Raw genomic sequence first — 18,894 nt, 5'->3', positions numbered from 1 at the left:
AACTCACCCTGACAGACAGGGCATCACCCCGAAAAGGCGTGCCGGCGTAGCAATGTCGACCTTGACGACCCGGCTCGAAGCCGACGCCGTCTCAGGTAGTGCGGCATCACGGAGACGATTCTGTTCGTCACTGAGCGCCTGCAGCTCATTCCAGGCGGCCTCCAGGCCAGCCTTGGCGTCTTCGACACCGCGGGAACGGCGTACGGCTTGCTGGTAGATCATGTCGGCGTCTTCGACACCGTCGCGGGCAGTGATCAGCAGATCATCAAGCTCTGCGAGCCGCTCCTGCCGGCGACGTTCGCGGTCAGCCGAGTCAGCAAGCGGACGAGACTCCACCAAGACGGGTTCGAGATCGTCAAGGTGGCGCAGAGCCGTGGCGATACCGGCCCGCGCATAGGCTCGGTCGAAGTCAGCCCGACGAACCGTATAGAGGTGTTCGCCCTCCCGGTTCTCCCAGCCTCGGAGCTCGCCGCGTTGATTGAACGCTTGGTTACGGCCACGTCGCCACAGCTCGTAGGAGTCGGCGTTGACCACGAGCCGCAGGTTTTGGACCCAGTCCGCATCGCCTTCACGGCACGGGTGACCAGCAACGTCGACGAACCATTGCTGGCGGATGTCGCCCAGCGGCGCCCGGAAACCATCGGTAAGAGTGTCTCGCGGCGTGCGTCCGAAGATGCGGTGTTCCCAGGTGTCCCACTGCTTGTCGGACAGCGTGATGCAGTGGGCCGGCAACTCCACCTCGATGTTGACGACGCCGTACCCGTAGCGACCGGGGATATCGTGATCGACCGGATAGCCTTCGAAGGAGTCACCCCGGCGGACCGGGACAGGCACATCCTTCTGGACCACGTAGACAAGCCTGCGCAACACGCGAACGTGCTCGGACAGGCTGCGTGAGGCCCGTTCGAGCTGCCGACGGTCGAGCTCATCGTACGTCTTGCTCGTGCCGTCGAGATTGATGTGCCGCTGGCCCCGGACCGGGATCTTATGAGCGGCCAGGTGCTGTCCCGCGGCGGCGAATGTGCCGCCGGTGGCGATGGTCTCGGCCCACTTCTGCCAGCCTTGGATCTGGTCACCGGACGCACCACGCACGTACGCGGTCCGGTGGGGGCGGCCGGTGCCATCGCTGACGCGGTCCAGCTCCAGCTCGTACGCCGGCGGAAGCAGGGTTCGCGCGTATGGCCAGATGACCCGGGCCGCGGTGAGCTTGGCCAGAGTACCGCGGGTGGTTCTGGTTCGAATGTTGTTACGTTCGCCGGCGGCCTGGGTGTCCTTGACGCCGGCCAGGAGCGCGCCACTCGAGGTGGTGATGTCGATGTGAGTGGACCCCTCGTAGACGTCGACACCGCCTCGCTGAGCCGCGGCACGGACTGTGGCGCCGTATCGGGGATCGCGAACCCATCTGCTCCATTCCGCGATGTGCAGCTCGTGGACCTGAGGGATCAGGCACGCTTCGGACAGCAACGCACAGACGGCATTCCCGGGAAGCTGCTCATCGGGAGTCCGAACGGTCGGATCAGCCGCGCTGTCAAAGAGCATCAGGATGACCGCATCCTGTTCGGGGACGGGTAGGGCATATCCCATCAGCCGGTTGGGCTCGACCGCGTGTCGGTGCGCGTGATGCCGCCGCAGAGGGATTAGGCCTTTCTGTGAGCGGATCCGATCACCGGCGGCGGACTTGTCGAGCAGGGTTTGGGGGTCGATCTTCCGCAGGGCGTTGACGGCCGGTAGATGGCTCAACGTCGTGATCGCGGCGCGAATGTTGTCGGCGAGCTCCGCGGTGCTCTGGGCGCTGACCCGGAGACAGACAAGCGCGACCGAACCGGTCAGCTTGTTCGCCAGGAGCTGTGTGATTCCGACGCGAGGGGTGGCGGTGGTCATGACCGTGTTACTCCAAGAGGTTCCCGAGGTGGCCCGGATACAAGGCACTGTGCGCGCCGATTTCGGCATCGCAATCAACTGAGCATCCCGGTTGACCTGCGAAAACCTCGATGCTGGCTAGAGCAGATTTCCTCCGGCCAGCGCCTGAGACGTTTCGAGATCTCTCTACTCCGCGACGATCACCTCGGCCCATTCGACTTGCGGCTCGGCGAGCAACTCCTCAATCACCAGCTCAGGATGCCGCTGGGTCACAGCAAGTTCTCGGCCGCCAGAAGAGCCGTACTGGTCCTGTTGTCCGTCGCGACGCTCGTCGTCACTGGCCAGTGCATTCCGCACGGCAGCACGGGCTTCTTCTACGATCTCCAGGTAGCGGCGACACGCGTGGCCGTGTCGTGAGGCGCTGGTGATGGGTGCGGTGCTGGCGGATGAATCGGGTGCTGTCGTCATTGTCTCGACGGTTCCGGAGGAGAGGGGTCACGCAAATATCCCCGTAGCAGCCGTCCGGGACAGCGCCGGCCGGGCGGTGGATCTCAGTGGCCTCCCCGGGCTTCACCCGCTTGCTGACCGCTGGCCGTCGTCAGCGCGAGCATCACCACAGCGATCCCTGCTGGCTATTCACTACGCGCGGCGTTCGCTGGCCTGGGGTCCCGGGCTTCGTGCCGGTGCTGCGCCATGAAGGGCGCCGCCCGGTCGTGTCGCTGAACAGGCCGACGTTGACCGACTTGCCTTGCCTCAGTGAACTCTCGATCTCCGCCTTGATGAGCGTCGTACCGACGCCGACAGTCCCGACCGCACCGACGGCGACCAGTTGCGCGAACATGGTGCTGGTCAAATGATCTTTGAAGGTCTCTGGGTCGAGGTATTTGGGTGACTCTGGACGCTTGAGATACCTATCGACCTGTTCGCGCGGCATGTACATTCCCGTGATCATCGAGGTGCTGTCGACGTCCAGGGTGTCAAGCCGACAAACCTTCACAAAACTGGGCGTGGGCACCATCCGGTAGTCGCCGGTGGCGTCCCTCGGCATACAGCTGGCGTCGAGCGTACGCATGACTCCGAGTTGATGATGGAAATGATGATCGACCCGGCATCGCCACTGCGAACCGTCGAGGACCAGCCGTTTGTACTGGACCAGCACGAAACTCCGTCGTTGCCGGTGGTAGTAGACGAGATCGGTGCCGAGTCGGGTCTCAATCGGCCAGCGATTGACGTTCATGATCTCCAGCGTGCGCCCATGGTTGTCCGCGAACTTCCGGACTGCCAAGCGGTCGGTGGGTTGACGGGTCCAGCCGAGGAACCAGTTCGCATCGTGCTCGATCATCGGGTCTTCTCGCGGCGTTACGCCGTCCATCGGAGGCAAGAAGGACTCGCGGCCGTAGATGTCGCCGATCTCGTCCTCGGAGAGGAACCCACCGACCGGTGCTAGGTCCGGCGCGCCGGTGAAGGCGAAGAGTGACGCAAGGGCATCCCGTTCCTCTGCCAGAGCCACCTTCCTCGGAGCGGGCAGGTCGAGATCCCGAATGCCGTACAAGGTTCCGACCACGGGTCCGAGATCGGGGTTGTCGTCCAGGACAACGGCGAGCACAGCCTCGCTGGCTTTCTCTGTCAGCCGACCCTGATTGTCGAAGGGGCGTTGCTGGTCTCGTCGGAGCACCTCGCGCAGTCGGCTTGCCTCGACCGGCCGACCGAGCCGGGTCAACCGTCGCAGCCGAAACAGCCAGCGGAGGTCATCGGCTCGTGTCTCCTCGTAGACGCCGGCGATGAACTGCACCGACCCCTGATACAGAACCAGCACTACCTGCGTACCGACCCGCTGCCTCCCGAGAAAGGCGATGGTGCAATCGCCGTCCCGGCGTGCGTTGGCACGCCCGTCGGCGACCTCCCGAAGATGGTTGATGACTGTGTCATCGGCGAAGACCGTGCCCAGCTGTCGACCCATGGTGCCTCCCCGCATCCGGTCGATGTCGCTGTGTCAAGGAGCCGTGGTCGTCCATTCGGTGGCGAAGGTTTCCAGCTGGCGCAGGACCAGGTCGACGGCGATCCGCTCGTGGTCCGGCGGGTAGTCGTAGCGGGCCAGCAGTCGGCGGATGTGGGTGCGGAGCTTGGCGCGCACGGGCTCGCGAGAGAACCAGTCGACCGTGATCGTGGACTCGATCGATTTGACCAGCTCGCGGGCGATGTCGGCGAGCTTGCCGACGCCCATGAGTTCGGTGGCGGCGCCGTTCTGCGCGACGGCGTCGTAGAAGGCCAGCTCGGCGTGGTTGAGCGGCGGATCGAACTGCTGGCCGCGGCGGGCGTCGGCGGATACCTGTTTGGCCAGCTCGACCAGTTCGACGATCAGCTGGGCGCTGGTCAGCTGCTGGCGCATGTACTTGTTCATCAGGTCTTCGAGCAGAGCGGAGAACCGCTCCTGGCGGACCACGTTGTGCTTGGTGACCTCGCGCATCTTGCGCTGGATCAGCCGGCGCAGCGCTGCGGCGGCCAAGTCCGGGGTCTCCGATTCCTGCAGTCGCTGCAACGCCACCCCGTTGAGCTCGGTGATGTCAAGCTTGCCGAGGCCGGCTTCGGCGTAGATGTCGGTGATATCGGCAGCGTCGACCACCTCGGCGGCCAGCTGCGACAGGTAGCGCTCCACCTCGGCGGTGTTGGGCAGGCCCTTAGCTTCCCGGTCGGCGGCCTCCTCCTTGACGATCCATACGCGTACGTCGCGGAAGTAGTGGATGTCGCGGCGCAGGCGCTCGATGTCGCCGGCGCGCTCGACGAAGTCGCGACTGGTGGCGCACAGCCGGTAGAAGCGCTCGAGCCGGCCCGCCGAGTCGCGGAACCGCTGGTGTAGCGGCTTCTTGCCGGGCTCCACGACGTTGCCGGGGGTCTGCGGGCTGCGCAGGAAGTTCGCGGCCCTCTTCACGGCGCGGGGCCACCGGGCCGGGTCTTTCTCGTTGCCGAGGATCTCCCGCCACGGCACCGGTGCCAGCATGGCCTCGACGACCGAGATCTCGTTGTGCACCTCGCTGATGGCTCGCTCAATCTCCCTGCCGAGAGTCTGGTCCTCCTGATCGGTGGGGGTGTACTCGGTGAGCGCCTTGCGCAGATTCTCGGTCAGCGGGGCATAGCCGACCAGCAGGCCGTCCTGCTTTTCCCGGAACCGGCGGTTGACCCGGGCGAGGGCCTGCATCAGGGTGGCACCCTTCATCGGCCGGTCCATGTAGATGGTGTGGATCGGCGGGGCGTCGAAGCCGGTGAGCAGCATCGAGTGCACGATGATCAGCTCCAGCTCATCGTCCGGGTTCTTGGCGCGGGCTTGAATGGTCTTCAGTTGCGACGGGCGCAGGTGGTGCGGTTGCAGGATCGGCTTGTCGCTGGGCACACCATGGAAGACGATCTTCATGGTGCCCTTGTCAACGGCCGGGTCCGCCCAGTCCGGTCGCAGCTTCTTCAGGGCGTCGAAGACGCGTACGCAGATCTCCCGGGTGGCGCAGACCAGCATGGCCTTGCCCGGCCCGCCGAGCAGGGGACGCATCAGGTCGCGGCGGGTCTCCCAATGCTCGACGAGGTCCTTGGCGAGGGTTTCGACGCGGTCGGGGGCACCGTAAACGGTGTTCATGGTGGCCGCGTACGCCTCGGCCTTGCGGCGTTCGGCGTCGTCGAGGCTGGCGGTGAGCGTCTCTACCTGCTCGTCGATACTGTCCGGGTCGATGTCCGGCGGCAGCGACACCGGGATGATCCGCGGCTCGTGATAGACGCGGACCGTCGCTCCGTCGTCGACGGCACGCTTGAGGTCGTAGACGTCGATGTAGTCGCCGAAGACGGCGCGGGTGTTGACCTCAGCGCTCGAGATCGGTGTACCGGTGAAGGCGATGAACGTGGCGTGCGGCAGCGCGTCGCGCAGGTGCCGGGCATAGCCGTCCAGGGTGTCGTAGTGGCTGCGGTGCGCCTCGTCGACGAACACCAGGATGTTGCGGCGGTCGGAAAGGAGCGGATGCGGCCGCCCGGCGTCCTTTTCTTCTTTCGTACGCCCGAACTTCTGCAGCGTCGTGAAGACTATGCCGCCGGCGTTCCGGTTCGACAGCTTGTTCCGCAGCTCGGCGCGGGTGTCGGCCTGCTCCGGCGCCTGACCGAGCAGCATCTGACTGTCGGCGAACGTGTCGAACAGCTGGTCGTCGAGGTCGGTGCGGTCGGTGAGCACCACGATCGTCGGATTCTTCAACGCCGGGTGGCGGACGGACAGCGCCGCTGTGCACACCATCTCCTCGGACTTGCCGGAGCCCTGGGTGTGCCAGACGACGCCGGCCTTGCCGTCACTTTGCGAGGCCCGCACGATGCACTCGACGGCGCGGGTCACGGCGAAGTACTGGTGCGGCTTGGCGATCCGCTTGGTCGTCGACGTGAAGTTGACGAAGCCGGACGTCAGCCCCAGGAACCGCTGCTGGTTGAACAACCCATGCAGGGCGACGGTCAGAGCTTCCGGGCCGTCGTACTCGGGGGAGCTGGTGTCGACGCGCTCGCCGTCGGTGTCGATGTTCCACGGCGCGAAGTGTTCGTACGGGGTGAACGGGGTGCCGTACTTTGCGGTGATCCCGTCCGAGATCACGCAGAGCACCGCGTGCCGGAAGGCGAGAGGGAACTCCGCGAGGTAGGTCTGGAGCTGGGCGTGCGCCCCGGTGATCGTCGCGTTCTCGTCGGCGGCGTTCTTCAGCTCGATGATCGCGACCGGCAGACCGTTCAGGTAGAGCACGATGTCGAACCGGCGCTGGTGGTCGCCGTCGACGATCAGCACCTGGTTGATCGCCCGGTAGACATTCTGCTCGGGGCCGTTCAGGTCGACCAGGCGCACGGTGGGGTTGTGCTCGGCGCCGAACGCATCGGTGTACGTGATCGAGCGGATGCCGTGCACCAGCCGCTCGTGCGCCGCGCGGTTCTCGGCGAACGCCTCCCGGGAGGCCACGTCGGTGGCCGCCCTGACCGCCTCGGCGACCACCGACGGGGAGAGGCCGGGGTTGAGCCGCTCGATTGCCGCCCGTAGGTCCTCAACCAGCACCAGGTCGGCCCAGGTCTGCCGCTGCCCTGTACCCGGCCCGAAGTCCTTCCCGGCACCCGGCTCCCAGCCGAGGTCAAACAGCTCCTCCAGCGCGAGCGTCTCCCAACCGGCCTCGTTCAGTCTTCCGTCGGACCCCATCCCAACCCCTCCCCGTGAACTGTTACTCAAACCGCTTCTTCGACGACTTTTTCGGCATCCTTGACCCGCAACCGCCCCGACATCAGCTCTGCAGCCAACACATCCCGGAGTTCTGCGAGAACACGATTTTCGTGTACGGAAGAATGTGCGCGCAGTCTGACATTGAACGCTATCGACTCGAACTTCTCGCGCTTTTCGGCGGTGATATTTGGAATAGGTGCTGCCAGGAACCTATCCGCCCTAACCGCCGGGTAGGCACTGCCTTCGGCTACGCTTTCAAGGTAGGCGACGAAATCGTTCCGTCTGGCGCATTCGTAAAGGAATGCGGGACCGACAGCGCGCGGAGTAAGGACCGCAAATCCGGTCGACGCGACCAGCAGCGGATCGTCGTCGAGGATGAGCGCTCGCGAGCAACGATTCGGTCGCACGGTGGACCAGATGGTGTCACCTACTGATACTTTGCGCCGAGCCCGGCCCGGAGCGGTGTCCCATGAGCTGGCGGCAGGCCAGTCGATCCTGCCGTCAGCGACGCTTGAAATGTCGATGTATCGGAGGCTCGCGCCAGGAATCGGCTTGATCGATGCAGCGTTAACCGTTGCGATGTCACCTAGCTTGACGGGTTTGCCGCAGCCAGTGACAACAATGTCTTGGAGCAGTGCAGCGCAATACTGGTCGCTTGAAGCGGTAAGGCGATCGTTTGCTGCAGCCTTGTCATCTAAAGCCCGAAGTACCGATGAAATGGCACGTTGTTCCGCCAGTTCAGGCCACGGAACTCGCAGGTTCGCCAAGTCACTACTGCGTATTCCGGCCACGGCCACCTGTTCTACGATTCCACCTATAAGATTCCGGCCGTACGGCGCCTGGAACATGTAGAAATAGTAGTCAGGGTCGGCTTTGTCTCTATTCAACCTGGCTCTAATGATCGAGCTTTCCCAGGTTCGAGGAGTCGGCGCATCCAGGACGATAGCGCATTTTCCGGCGCCTTCGGCCGTCAGCGAGCGTCGGGCGAACAGGAGGTCGCCGGGTTGGACCAGGAACCGCTCCTCGTTCCGGTAGTCGAAGTCGACCAGAGCCATCTCGGTATCCGGAATGCGCGGATAGCGAAATAGCTCTCCCATGTTAATCATTTTTATGCCAGTACCACGGTTTCCCTTAGGAATGGTGACGCCACTGCGAAGGGGAGTGATCAGCAGGTCAGCGAAGCGCGCCGTCTTCGACGTCATGAGAGGCTCCGCAGTGCCTCGCGGACGACCTGACTCAGGCGGTCAGAATCCTCGTAGCAGGTGTACAACTCCTTGGTCAGGCGTTCAACGCGAGCGGCGATTGGTTCCGCGTCTGGATCGTCCTCGGTCCCGGCGGTTCCCACATACCGTCCAGGAGTCAGGATGTACTCGCGGCTGGCGACTTCCTCAACGGTCGCAGAATAGCTAAATCCAGCCTCGTCCTGGTAGGAGATACCCTTCTCCTTGGCAGATTTCATACCGCGCCAGGAATGGAAAGTGTCGGCAATACGCTGGACGTCCTCGTCGGTCAGGATGCGCTCGGTGCGGTCTACCATTCTGCCCAGATCTTGAGCATTAATGAAGAGTATTTCGCCGCGCCGGTCGGCCATCGCCTTTGCCCCTTGCGGGCTTTTATCTTTGGTGAGGAACCACAGACAGGCGGGGATGGCGGTGGTACGAAACAGGTTCGGAGGGAGGGCAACCATGCAGGCGACCAGGTCGGCCTCGATCATTGACCGGCGAATCTCGCCCTCACCAGATGTCTTCGCGGCCATCGAGCCGTTCGACAGCACGATGCCGGCGCTGCCGCGGTCGCCGAGCTTGGACACGATGTGCTGGAGCCAGGCGTAGTTGGCGTTGCTCTGCGGCGGGACACCGTACCGCCAGCGGGGGTCCGATTCGCGGCGGGCCCAGTCGCTCATGTTGAACGGCGGGTTGGCCATGATGAAGTCGGCCCGCATGTCCGGGTGCTTGTCGTCCGAGAAGGTGTCGGCCCAGCGGTCGGCGATACCGACGGGGTCCATGTGGTGGATGGCGAGGTTCATTTTCGCCAACCGCCAGGTGCGTTCGTTTTGCTCCTGGCCGTATACGGCGATGTCGTGGGTGTGCTCGCGGCCGGCGCGGGCCTCGATGAACTTCTGCGATTGGACAAACATGCCGCCGGAGCCGCAGCACGGGTCGTAGACGCGGCCGGAGTAGGGCTCCAACACCTCGACGAGGATCCGGACGACGCTGGACGGGGTGTAGAACTCGCCGGCCCGTTTGCCTTCGGCGCGGGCGAACTTCTCCAAGAAGTATTCGTACGTTTCGCCGAGGACGTCTTGGGCCGGGCGGTCGCCGTGGCCGGTGAACCGGGCGTCACTGATCAGGTCGACGAGTTCCTTGAGGCGCTTCTGGTCGACGTTGTCCCGGTTGAAGATCTTCGGCAGGACGCCGGTCAGGGCCGGGTTCTCCCGCATGATCGCGTCCATGGCGTCGTCGAGCAGCTTGCCGACGCCGCTGGGCGCGTTGTCCTTCAGGTAGTCCCAGCGGGCGTACTCCGGGACCCAGAAGACGTTGGCGCTGGTGTACTCGTCGCGTTCGTCGAGGAACTCCGCGCGGCGGTTCTCCGGGATGTCGGAGAGGCTGTCCGCGATTTGGTCGCGGCGCTCGGCGAAGGCGTCCGAGACGTACTTCAGGAAGACCAGGCCGAGCACGAACTCCTTGTACTGCGCGGCGTCCATGGAGCCGCGCAGCTTGTCGGCGGCCTTCCACAGGATGTCCTGGATCTGCTTGGTGCTGGACACGCCGAAGAGTTCGGCCTGTCCGGCGGCGCGTTTGCGTGGGGGCACTGTGTCTTCCGTTCTGATGGTGTTCAAGAGTCCGTACCGTACAAAGTCGTAAGGGTGCCGTCGGCGAAGCCGGCCACGGCGAGTCCGCGCACTTCCGCCAAAAGGTCCGCCTGCCGCTGCAGCAGGCGCTCCCGTTCCTCGAGTTGGCGGAGAAGTTCGTCCAGACGTGCCGCTTCGTCGCGGCTCAGGTCGGGGATCGTCACGTCTCGCAGGCGTTGCGCCCGCACCGCTCCGGGGCTGCGAGCAGTGTTGTCGGCGATGTCGAGCACGGCCTTCAACACGCGCGGAGTAAGGCTGTCGCCAGGGACCACCCGGAGACCGCGCGCCGGAAACTCGACGACGGAGAGGCCGGCCTCGTCAAGAAACGCACCGAACTTGGGCACCGTGGTCACGACGATGTCACCCGGTTCGGTGAAGGCCGCGTGAGGATACTCCGCATTGAGAGTGAGCCGGTCGATCCAGCGTTTCGACGACTGCGCGATGACCTCGGCGGCACCGATGACCCGATAGTGGCCGCGCGACGAGACATGTGTCGCTGACAGCCGATGCCCAGGGAGCTGGCGGACGCGGCGAGCGGTGCGCAGCGTACCGAGAGAGACGGCGTTCGGCGGCGCTCCCTCGCGTTGCGCGGCACCGGTGTTCAGCGGGCCCTGCCGTTCCGCGTACTGAAAGGTCTTCTGTTCGGTCTCGGTGAGACGGCGCTCGGCCTCGCCGATCAGTGCGGGCCGGTCGGCCGCGAGCCTGGCGCGAACGGCCAGCGGTGCCTGACTGGGCGGTCGCAGCGCGGCGCCGCGGTGCCGGGCAAGATCGGCGATGTCGACGATCCCGCCGGTGCGCGGGTCGTGGCCGTCGACCCGGTACCCCTCGGCACGCCACAGCAGGATGTCCTCGACGGCTGACTCGATGACGCGCTGGTCGAGAGCGCTGCGACTGAGGTCGGATACCAGCAGACGGCCTGCAGTGGTCGGCACCGGGTTACGGGTGAGCAGCCATAGGGCCGCCGGATAGCCAGGGCGAGCCGAGTAGACCCCACCAGGCAGCCGGACCACAGCCTCGACGTTCCCGCTGGTCAGCAGTTCCTCGCGGCGCCGGATCGCAGAGTGGTCGCGCAGCGCGTCGACCAAGCTCGTCGCCGGGCCGATGACGGCTGCGGTGCGGCCGGGGCCGAGCAGGTCGGCGATGTCACCAATCTTGTTGAGGTCTTCGAGCGGATCGCGGGACTCAGCCGGCCGGTAGGGGAGCCGGGTCACGATCACGTCGGCCTCGGCGAAGTCGTCGTTCAGGTCGTCGGCGCAGACCTCGAACTGAAAGTCCGGAACGCCGGCCAGCAGCAGGCGGCGGCGGATCAGCCGAGCCAGCGCCGGGTCCGACTGCACCGCGTTGAAGGCGAGTCCGTCCGGGTCCAGACCGTTCATCAGCGCGGTCAACAGGTCACCGGTACCGGCGTACGGATCGGCGATGCTGAGCGGGCCGTTCGCGGTGAGCCGGCCTAGCACGTCGACGGCGTTCTTAATCAGGGTGACCAGGGGCGGCGCGAGAGCGTCGGCGTCGAGCTCGGGCCAGCCGAGCCGGGCGGCATTGCCGAGCAGGAAATGGTGCGCCCCACCCACGTCGTAGGCACCCTCAATGAGCTGCTCGACCATCTCCGGATGATCGGTCAGCGCGGGGGCATCCTGAAGGTCGGAGAGGAGAAACTCGTCCTCCAGGTCGAACCGGCGAGCGGCTGGCAACAGGTCCGCCGGGAGGACCCGCCCGGACATCTCGCGCAGGCAGAGTGCGGCACCCAGACACAAAACCAACCGGCGGCCGCCGTGCTCGCGGGCTGCCGCGCTGAGAGTGTGCAGCGTGCGCTCGGCGCGCAGTGCCTCCGGGGCGGCGTTGCCGAGTTTGCGGTCCAGCAGCCAGTCGAGCACCTCGTCAGCGGGAAAGAGGAGCTGGCCGTTGGTGTCGGGAGCGGGGGCGGGGAAGTCGGCGTGTCGACGGCGCCAGGTGGTAACCACCGGGCGCTCGACCTGAGCCAGAGCAGCGATCTCACCCGACGACATGAGCTCGTTCGGCATCCTCTTCACCTCCTCCGTGATCGATTGGCTCCACTGTAGTCAGATGCCCACCTATGTCAAGAACCGTCGTTTGATAACCCGGGTTATCGCAGACGCGCGAGCGCAACTCCCGGCATGGCGCTTTCCTTGATGAGGCTTACACCGACTTCGACACGGAGGCTCTCATGACGTATCCGCAGCACCCCACGACGCCGCCCGCGCAGCCCGGCCCGACGCTGTCGGCACCGGTTCCGGCACCCGCGAAGAAGCGCAGGTGGCCGTGGATCCTGGGTGGGCTGGTCGCCGTGATGCTGATCGGCTGCATCGGCGCGGTCGCCTCCGGCGGTGACGACACAAGCGGGTCGACCGGTACGACCGAGGCGACGACCGCCGCGAAGAAGCCGGCGGCCACGCCGAAGAAGACCGAGCAGGCGAAGGACGACACCCCAGGCCTCAACCAGCCGGCAGCCGACGGCGACTTCCAGTTCACCGTCACCGGCATGAAGTGCGGTGTCAGCAAGGTCGGCAGCAACCTGCTGGGACAGGCGGCGCAGGGTCAGTTCTGCCTGATCAGCGTCCAGGTCAAGAACATCGGCAAGGAGGCGCAGACCTTCGCCGACTCGGCGCAGAAGGCGTACGACGCCAAGAAGGTCGAGTACTCCGTCGACTCCAGCGCGGCCCTCTACGCCAACGGTGACCAGCAGATCCTCTTCACGGAGGTGAACCCGGGCAACACGGTCAAGGGCAAGCTCGTCTTCGACGTGCCCAAGGGCACCAATCTCACCAGCCTGGAGCTGCACGACTCGTTGTTCTCAGGTGGCGTGAAGGTCTGGCTCAAATGACCATGGTCCAGCCTCCCTGGTTGACCGACGGCAAGCTGAGGTTTTGCCGTGAAAGGCCGGCGTAACGGGAAGCGACCGACCGAGCAGGCATCGTGCCACGGAAAGCAGCGACATCGTTCCCGGGCGGCGGCGTTGCACTCGCTCGCCCGAGATACGGGAGCGGCGACCTATCGGTGGCAGGCGTACCGATGCAGATTCTGCTGGATCGACACCGACGGCATCCGCAGACGGTCATGGCATGTGGGCCACCGTCGATGATCAACCTGGCCAGGCATGATTCGGCACATCGGGCTCGAATCAACCGGGAGCCCATGGCCGGACCCCCGTCTCGGTCCGGCCATGGACCAAGCAGCGCGTGAAGACGGCCCGGACGGCTGAGTGTGGGCTAGTAAAGTCGACCTTTAAGTTCGATCAGATCTCCATGAATGATGACATCACTCTGCCCAGACTCTGCACGATCGTGCACCACGATCTACGTGCACTGGGGCATGCCGCCGGCCCACGTGCCCGGACGGGACATGGAGCATTTAACTTCTCGACCTGCGCCAGTGCAGCGGCGCGGTACCGAGATCCGAGACGTGTGGCGGGGATGGGGAAATCGGAATGGATGGCAGCGCTGGTATGACCGAGAACTATGCAGCGCGGGATCGGCTACTGCAGGCGACCATCCGCCAATGGCGGGACAGCCTCATCAACCTCTCCGGCACGAACCGGCTCCTCAACTTCCGACTGAGCAAGACGGGGGCGGTCCGGGTGCTCGACCCGGCAGCCATGGAAATCCTGGCCGGGCTTAGCGCGGGACGTAACTTCCGGTTCCGTCCCGCAGAGGATGCCGGAGGAGAGATCGAAGGTCCGACGGCCGGATCGAACCCAGCACTCCCCTTGGGTGATGGCGCGACTCCGACCAAAGGTTTTCGGGTCGAGGTACTCCGCACGGACAAGCCGGTCAATGACCTGGGTGCGGCGCTTCGCAACCTGATGCGCCGGTCGAACCAGGAGTTTCTGGACCGCGGCCTGTGGATTCTCTATCTGGCCTTCGGTTCGCTCACCTGGACCGACGGCGATAAAACGCGATACACCAGTCCGCTGCTGCTGGTCCCGGTCCGGCTCGACCCGACCGGCCCTCGGCAGCTCCCGTTGTTGCAGCGGGCGGACGAAGACCCCGTCGTCAACCCGGCGCTGGCGCTCAAGCTCAACCAGCTCATGGTCACGTTGCCATCCGTCGACGACCTCGAGGATCTCGCATACACCGAGTTCCTGGCCGAGGTGCGAGCCGCCGTAGCGGGGCAGACCGGCTGGCGGGTGAACGACGAGGTCACGCTCTCCTACTTCTCGTTCGCTAAGGAGGCGATGTACCGCGACCTACTCGACAACGAAAGCTCCATCGCTGAGCATCCGGTGATCCAAGGGCTGGCGACAGGCGGGCGTGGCTCTGGAGGAGGGAGTTTCCTCTTCGAAGAGCTGACCGAGGACCGGGTCGACCGCGACATGCCGGCCGAGCAGATCCCGCTGGTGCTCGATGCCGACTCATCTCAGCGAGCCAGCGTCGCCGCCGCTCTGGCGGGCCGCTCGTTCGTCATGGACGGCCCGCCCGGAACCGGCAAGTCGCAGACCATCGCCAACATGATCGGAGCGCTGCTGCACGCCGGCAAACGGGTCCTGTTCGTCTCCGAGAAAGCGGCGGCGCTCGAAGTCGTCCGCAACCGGCTCCACGACGTGGGCCTCAGTGCCTACCTGCTGGAACTGCACTCCCACAAGGCGACGCGAAAAGAAGTCGCCTCGGCTCTGGGACAGGCGCTGGAGACTGTTCCGGTCGCCCCGAGCGGCATGACCGGTCTCGATCTGGACAATGCGCGGCGCCGGCGAGAAGACCTGAACGCATACGCCGAAGCCATGAACGTGCCGCGGGCACCGCTCAACTACTCGCTGCACGACGTCCTCGGCATGATCGCCAACCTGCACAAGGTTCCCGCTGCCCCGATGAGCGGCATCGCGCCGGTCGATCTGACCGTGGAGATGTTCGGGACCGTACGGGTCACCGCTGCGGCACTGGCCCGGGCCTGGCGGCCGGCCGTGCAGGGACGGTCCTTCGTCTGGAGAGGCGTTACGTATCGCGGTTCCCTGGACGCTCGCCTGTACGCAGCGGCGTCGGCGCTCGATGCGTTGCGGGGCGTCACCGCGGTTCACGCGTCACTGGCCGACGCGTTCGACGTCAACCGGTTGGGGCAAGCGTCCGCTCTCGCGCGTATCGTCGCTCACGCCGCAACACGGCCGGAGGGCCTACCGCAGCAGTGGCTGACCGCTGGCCAGCTCACCTTCGCCAAGGAGTCCGCGGACCGGCTCACCACTGAACTGCGCAAGCTCGCCGATCGGCAGGAGGCTGCCAGTCGTGCCGCCGGTGTTTCGTGGTCCGAGCTTCCCACCGCGGACAGCACGCCGAAGGTCGACACCTCTGCGCTGGAACGTCTCACGGTTGCACCCCTGCACCTCACATCGCTGACCGCGGAGCAGGCCACGGCCCTCGCCGACACGTTCCAGCGCGACGCTGAGACGCTGCAGACGGCCAGCCGATCGCTCAGCGGGGTGGCCGTCATGCTGGGCCTGCCGCCGGTCGTGTCGTTCGACGACGCCGAGGCGACGCTGGTCACAGCCAACCTCGGCTGCGGCGAAGACCGCCCCGAACGTACGTGGCTGTCCGCCGAAGGCCACGCTGCCGCGACTCGGGCCGCCCACATCCTGCAGCAGGCCATCGCTGCCCTGGTGGAGGCGGAGACGGCGGCGGTGGCGCAATACACCGAGGCCGGACTTGTCGCGGACGTCGAAGGGCTGGCGCACCGCTTCACGCAGGAACACCGCGGCTTGAAGAAGCTGAGCGGCGCCTACCGCGCCGACAAGCGCACCTTGGCGACGATCACCTGCGCGGGCGTGGAATGGCGGTCGGCACGTGACCAACTGCCGCTGGCGATCACCTGGAAGCAAGCCGCAGCTGCCCTCCACGAGGCGGAGACCCAGCATGCGGCGGCTCTCGGCAGCTACTACGACGGCCGCTCGACCGACTTCAACCTCATCACCCGGGCATTGGCGACCGCAGACACCGCGATCCGCCGAGCCCGCACCACCGACCTGCACAAGCTCGCCGATCACATCGCCCGTGAAGCCAGCCCCAACGCCAGCGTGCTTGCCGTCGCGGACGAAACACGAGCGAAGCTCCACGACTGGCGATCTCGCCTTGCGCCAGAACCGCTGCACGCTGCACGACCGGAACTTGTCCTGCTTCCGATCACCGACGCGGCCGGCTGGCTGCACAGCCACGAGGCCCCGCTCAGAGCGGCAGCCGCGCTGGCCGGCTCCGTCAGTACGGCGGTGAACCGACAGTTGACCGTCGCGGAGTCTGGCCACTTGCTTCAGCTGCGTGCGGCTGTCGACGCAGCCTATGCCGCGCTGTCGGCACACGACGATTTCTTCCTGTCGAACCTCGGTCTGCTGTACGACGGCGAAGAGACCGATCTGCCAGCCGTGTACGCGGCCCTGGACTGGGCGACGCAGATGCGTGCCTGCCGAGTCGGTTTCGATCGACGTTTGACCGACCCCCAGGTCGATGCGCTCGGGAGCATCGTTCCGACACCGCAACTGGGCGAGATCGAGCGACGGTGGGCCGCAGCCCGTGCCGACCTGCTGGTCGCTTTCGATCCCAGCCGGCACGCGGAGCTGGAGGCCGAACTCGACGACTACGCCGAGGCTGACGATCTCATCGCGGCATTGCGTGAGGACAGCGCCGGGCAGCAGGAGTGGTTCGCCTATCAAGGCGCCCGTGCTGATCTCGCCGCCGTGGGACTCGAGACCGCTATCGACTTCTGTATCACCGAGGGACTGAGCGCCATCCAGGTGCCGCTGGTTCTCGAACGCGCCCTGCTGCAGGAGTGGGCCGACCATCACCTGCAGCAGGATGCGGCCCTGCGCGTCGTGCGAGCGGAAGATCGGGACTCACTCGTAGCCGAGTACCGCACTCTCGACCGCGGTCTCATTACGGCGGCGACCTCGCAGATCATCACCTCCTGCAATGCGCGTCGCCCCCGCAACAACCTGGGTGAGTCGGGCGTCATCCGCCGCGAAGCCGGCAAGAAGAAGAAGCACATGCCGGTGCGGCTGCTGCTGGAGCGCACGCGCCACGTCACCCAGGCGATCAAGCCATGCTTCATGATGTCTCCGCTGGCAGTCAGCCAGTATCTCCCGTCCGACATGCGGTTCGACGTCGTCATCTTCGACGAAGCGAGTCAGGTCGCACCCGCTGACGCGGTTAACTGCATCTACCGGGGCGACGCCCTGATCACTGCCGGTGACCAGAAGCAGCTCCCACCGACCAGCTTCTTCACGGCCGGTGTTGCCGACGATGGCGACGAGTGGGACGAGGAGGCTGAGGACGGCGTCGACTTCGAGTCTGTCCTCGACCTCATGAAGGGCTCCGCCGAGTTCCGGGCGCTCACGCTGCGCTGGCACTACCGATCTCGGCACGAGGCGCTCATCGCCTTCTCGAACTCGTCGTTCTACAAGGGCAAGCTGATCACGTTCCCCGGCGCCGAGGATGTCGGGCCCGATGTCGGCGTGGACCTTTTCTATGCCGCGGGTGTCTACCGGCGAGGTTCGTCGCGCGACAACCCGGTCGAGGCGGCCAAGGTTGCCGAGCGGGTCATCCACCACTTCACCACCCGCCCACACCTCACCCTCGGCGTTGTCAGCTTCTCCGAGGCGCAGGCCGCAGCGATCGAACATGCAGTGGAACAGGCTCGCCAGGACCGGCCGGAACTGGACAGATTCTTCACCGACGACCGACTCGACGGCTTCTTCGTCAAGAACCTGGAGTCGGTGCAGGGCGACGAGCGCGACGTGATGATCTTCTCAATCGGGTACGGCCCCGACGAGGCCGGCAAGACCACCATGAACTTCGGCCCACTCAACCGGGCCGGCGGTTGGCGGCGCCTGAACGTGGCCGTCACCCGGGCGCGATACCGCAACGAAGTCGTCACCAGCGTGCGCGCGTCCGACATCGTCGCGTCTGCCAATAGCGAAGGGCTGCGGCATATGCGCCGCTACCTGGATTACGCCGAGCGCGGCATTGCGGCGCTCGCGCTGGACACCAGCACCGGCGGCGACGCCGAGTCACCGTTCGAGGAGTCGGTCATCTCCGCAATCCGTTCCTGGGGCTACGAGGTAACCCCGCAGGTCGGCACGGCCGGCTACCGGGTCGACATGGGCGTACGCCACCCGGATCGGCCCGGCGTCTACGTCCTCGGCGTCGAGTGCGACGGATTCCAGTACCACTCCTCGAAGGTTGCCCGGGACCGGGATCGACTGCGTGAGCAGGTGCTGCGTGGCCTCGGGTGGAACTTGCACCGGATCTGGGGCACTGCCTGGTATCGCAACCGGCTCGGCGAGGAGGAACGACTGCGCGCCACCATCGAAAGGGCTGTAGCCGCGCCGGTGCGGGGGCTGTTGACTCAGGCCGAGGACGTGATCGAGCGTCCGGCCGTCACCACCGAGGCAGCGGCTCTCGACCAGCGGCCGAGCTGGGTGACGCCGTACCGGACAGCGATCGTTGACCGCCTGCCGTATTGGGTCGATCCCGGTGAGCGCGGCACCGCCCACGTCATGAAGATCGGTGTTGCCGAGGTCGTAGCCGTCGAGGGCCCGGTACACCTCGCTGTCCTGCACCAGCGGCTGCGTGACAGCTGGGGCATCGGACGGATCGGGGCGCGGATCCGGGAGAACATCGATCTCGCGATCCTCCAGGCCGGCCTCGATCGTGAAGGCGACTTCGTACGCGTGCCCGGCGTCGCGGTCAGCGAGGTCCGCAGCCCTTCGGAGGACTGCACCCGGACCGTGGAGCAGGTCCATGACGAGGAGCTGGCGCTCGCCCTGTTCAACCTGGTCCGCGATACCGGTGGTGTGGGCCGCGACGAGTTGAGTGCCCACGTAGCAAAACTGTACGGCTGGACGCGGAGGGGTGCTGATATCTCGCGCCGGCTCGAGACGCTGATCGACAGACTAATGTCCAAGGGTGTATTGGAAGCCAATGGTCACAGCCTGTCGGTCAATCTTCTCGCCCTTTCCGAGTCCGGATTCTGA

The 18,894-nt window shown here is 65.7% G+C and carries 9 protein-coding genes; 2 read left to right on the top strand and 7 right to left on the bottom strand.

What is annotated here, in order from left to right; translation table 11 throughout:
- Positions 1–3 precede the first annotated feature (3 nt).
- From Aco04nite_RS26765 to Aco04nite_RS26735, 7 genes are all read right to left on the bottom strand, one after another.
- Positions 4–1,881 carry a recombinase family protein gene (locus Aco04nite_RS26765; protein WP_213000013.1) on the bottom strand — a complete coding sequence of 626 codons (1,878 nt, stop codon included), beginning with the start codon at positions 1,879–1,881 and terminating at the stop codon, positions 4–6.
- A gap of 165 nt (positions 1,882–2,046) precedes the next feature.
- A complete protein-coding gene (locus tag Aco04nite_RS26760; protein ID WP_213000012.1) occupies positions 2,047–2,328 on the bottom strand; it encodes a hypothetical protein in 282 nt (93 codons plus the stop codon).
- Between the two features lie 142 nt (positions 2,329–2,470).
- Positions 2,471–3,820: a hypothetical protein gene (locus tag Aco04nite_RS26755; RefSeq protein WP_213000011.1), complete on the bottom strand. Its 1,350-nt coding sequence runs from the start codon at positions 3,818–3,820 to the stop codon at positions 2,471–2,473.
- Positions 3,821–3,853: 33 nt separating this feature from the next.
- On the bottom strand, positions 3,854–7,057 hold the full coding sequence (locus Aco04nite_RS26750; RefSeq protein ID WP_213000010.1) for a type I restriction endonuclease subunit R: 3,204 nt from the start codon (positions 7,055–7,057) through the stop codon (positions 3,854–3,856).
- 26 nt (positions 7,058–7,083) lie between these two features.
- The gene (locus Aco04nite_RS26745; RefSeq protein WP_213000009.1) at positions 7,084–8,280 is read right to left on the bottom strand and encodes a restriction endonuclease subunit S; all 1,197 of its coding nucleotides are present in this window, start codon (positions 8,278–8,280) and stop codon (positions 7,084–7,086) included.
- The gene (locus Aco04nite_RS26740; RefSeq protein WP_244876313.1) at positions 8,277–9,917 is read right to left on the bottom strand and encodes a class I SAM-dependent DNA methyltransferase; all 1,641 of its coding nucleotides are present in this window, start codon (positions 9,915–9,917) and stop codon (positions 8,277–8,279) included. The genes Aco04nite_RS26745 and Aco04nite_RS26740 overlap by 4 nt, the downstream gene beginning before the upstream one ends.
- Entirely contained in the window at positions 9,914–11,950 is a 2,037-nt protein-coding gene (locus Aco04nite_RS26735) for a DNA methyltransferase family protein (protein WP_213000008.1), read from the bottom strand. Before Aco04nite_RS26735 ends, Aco04nite_RS26740 begins: the two co-directional genes overlap by 4 nt.
- 164 nt (positions 11,951–12,114) lie before the next feature.
- Here Aco04nite_RS26735 and Aco04nite_RS26730 point away from each other — a divergent pair, with 164 nt between their 5' ends.
- Together Aco04nite_RS26730 and Aco04nite_RS26725 are read left to right on the top strand one after the other, a co-directional pair.
- Entirely contained in the window at positions 12,115–12,771 is a 657-nt protein-coding gene (locus Aco04nite_RS26730) for a DUF4352 domain-containing protein (RefSeq protein ID WP_213000007.1), read from the top strand.
- Between the two features lie 621 nt (positions 12,772–13,392).
- Complete coding sequence (locus Aco04nite_RS26725; protein WP_213000006.1) at positions 13,393–18,894, top strand: DUF3320 domain-containing protein; 5,502 nt, start codon at positions 13,393–13,395, stop codon at positions 18,892–18,894.

It is taken from the genome of Winogradskya consettensis, assembly GCF_018332715.1.
In the GTDB taxonomy this organism is placed as follows: domain Bacteria; phylum Actinomycetota; class Actinomycetes; order Mycobacteriales; family Micromonosporaceae; genus Actinoplanes; species Actinoplanes consettensis.
This window is presented reverse-complemented; position numbering and strand designations above follow the sequence as displayed.

Excerpts from the sequence above, each read along its gene's own strand:
- Aco04nite_RS26765 (WP_213000013.1), bottom strand. The coding sequence starts at position 1,881 with ATGACCACCGCCACCCCTCGCGTCGGAATCACACAGCTCCTGGCGAAC.
- Aco04nite_RS26760 (WP_213000012.1), bottom strand. The coding sequence starts at position 2,328 with ATGACGACAGCACCCGATTCATCCGCCAGCACCGCACCCATCACCAGC.
- Aco04nite_RS26755 (WP_213000011.1), bottom strand. The coding sequence starts at position 3,820 with ATGGGTCGACAGCTGGGCACGGTCTTCGCCGATGACACAGTCATCAAC.
- Aco04nite_RS26750 (WP_213000010.1), bottom strand. The coding sequence starts at position 7,057 with ATGGGGTCCGACGGAAGACTGAACGAGGCCGGTTGGGAGACGCTCGCG.
- Aco04nite_RS26745 (WP_213000009.1), bottom strand. The coding sequence starts at position 8,280 with ATGACGTCGAAGACGGCGCGCTTCGCTGACCTGCTGATCACTCCCCTT.
- Aco04nite_RS26735 (WP_213000008.1), bottom strand. The coding sequence starts at position 11,950 with ATGCCGAACGAGCTCATGTCGTCGGGTGAGATCGCTGCTCTGGCTCAG.
- Aco04nite_RS26730 (WP_213000007.1), top strand. The coding sequence starts at position 12,115 with ATGACGTATCCGCAGCACCCCACGACGCCGCCCGCGCAGCCCGGCCCG.
- Aco04nite_RS26725 (WP_213000006.1), top strand. The coding sequence starts at position 13,393 with ATGACCGAGAACTATGCAGCGCGGGATCGGCTACTGCAGGCGACCATC.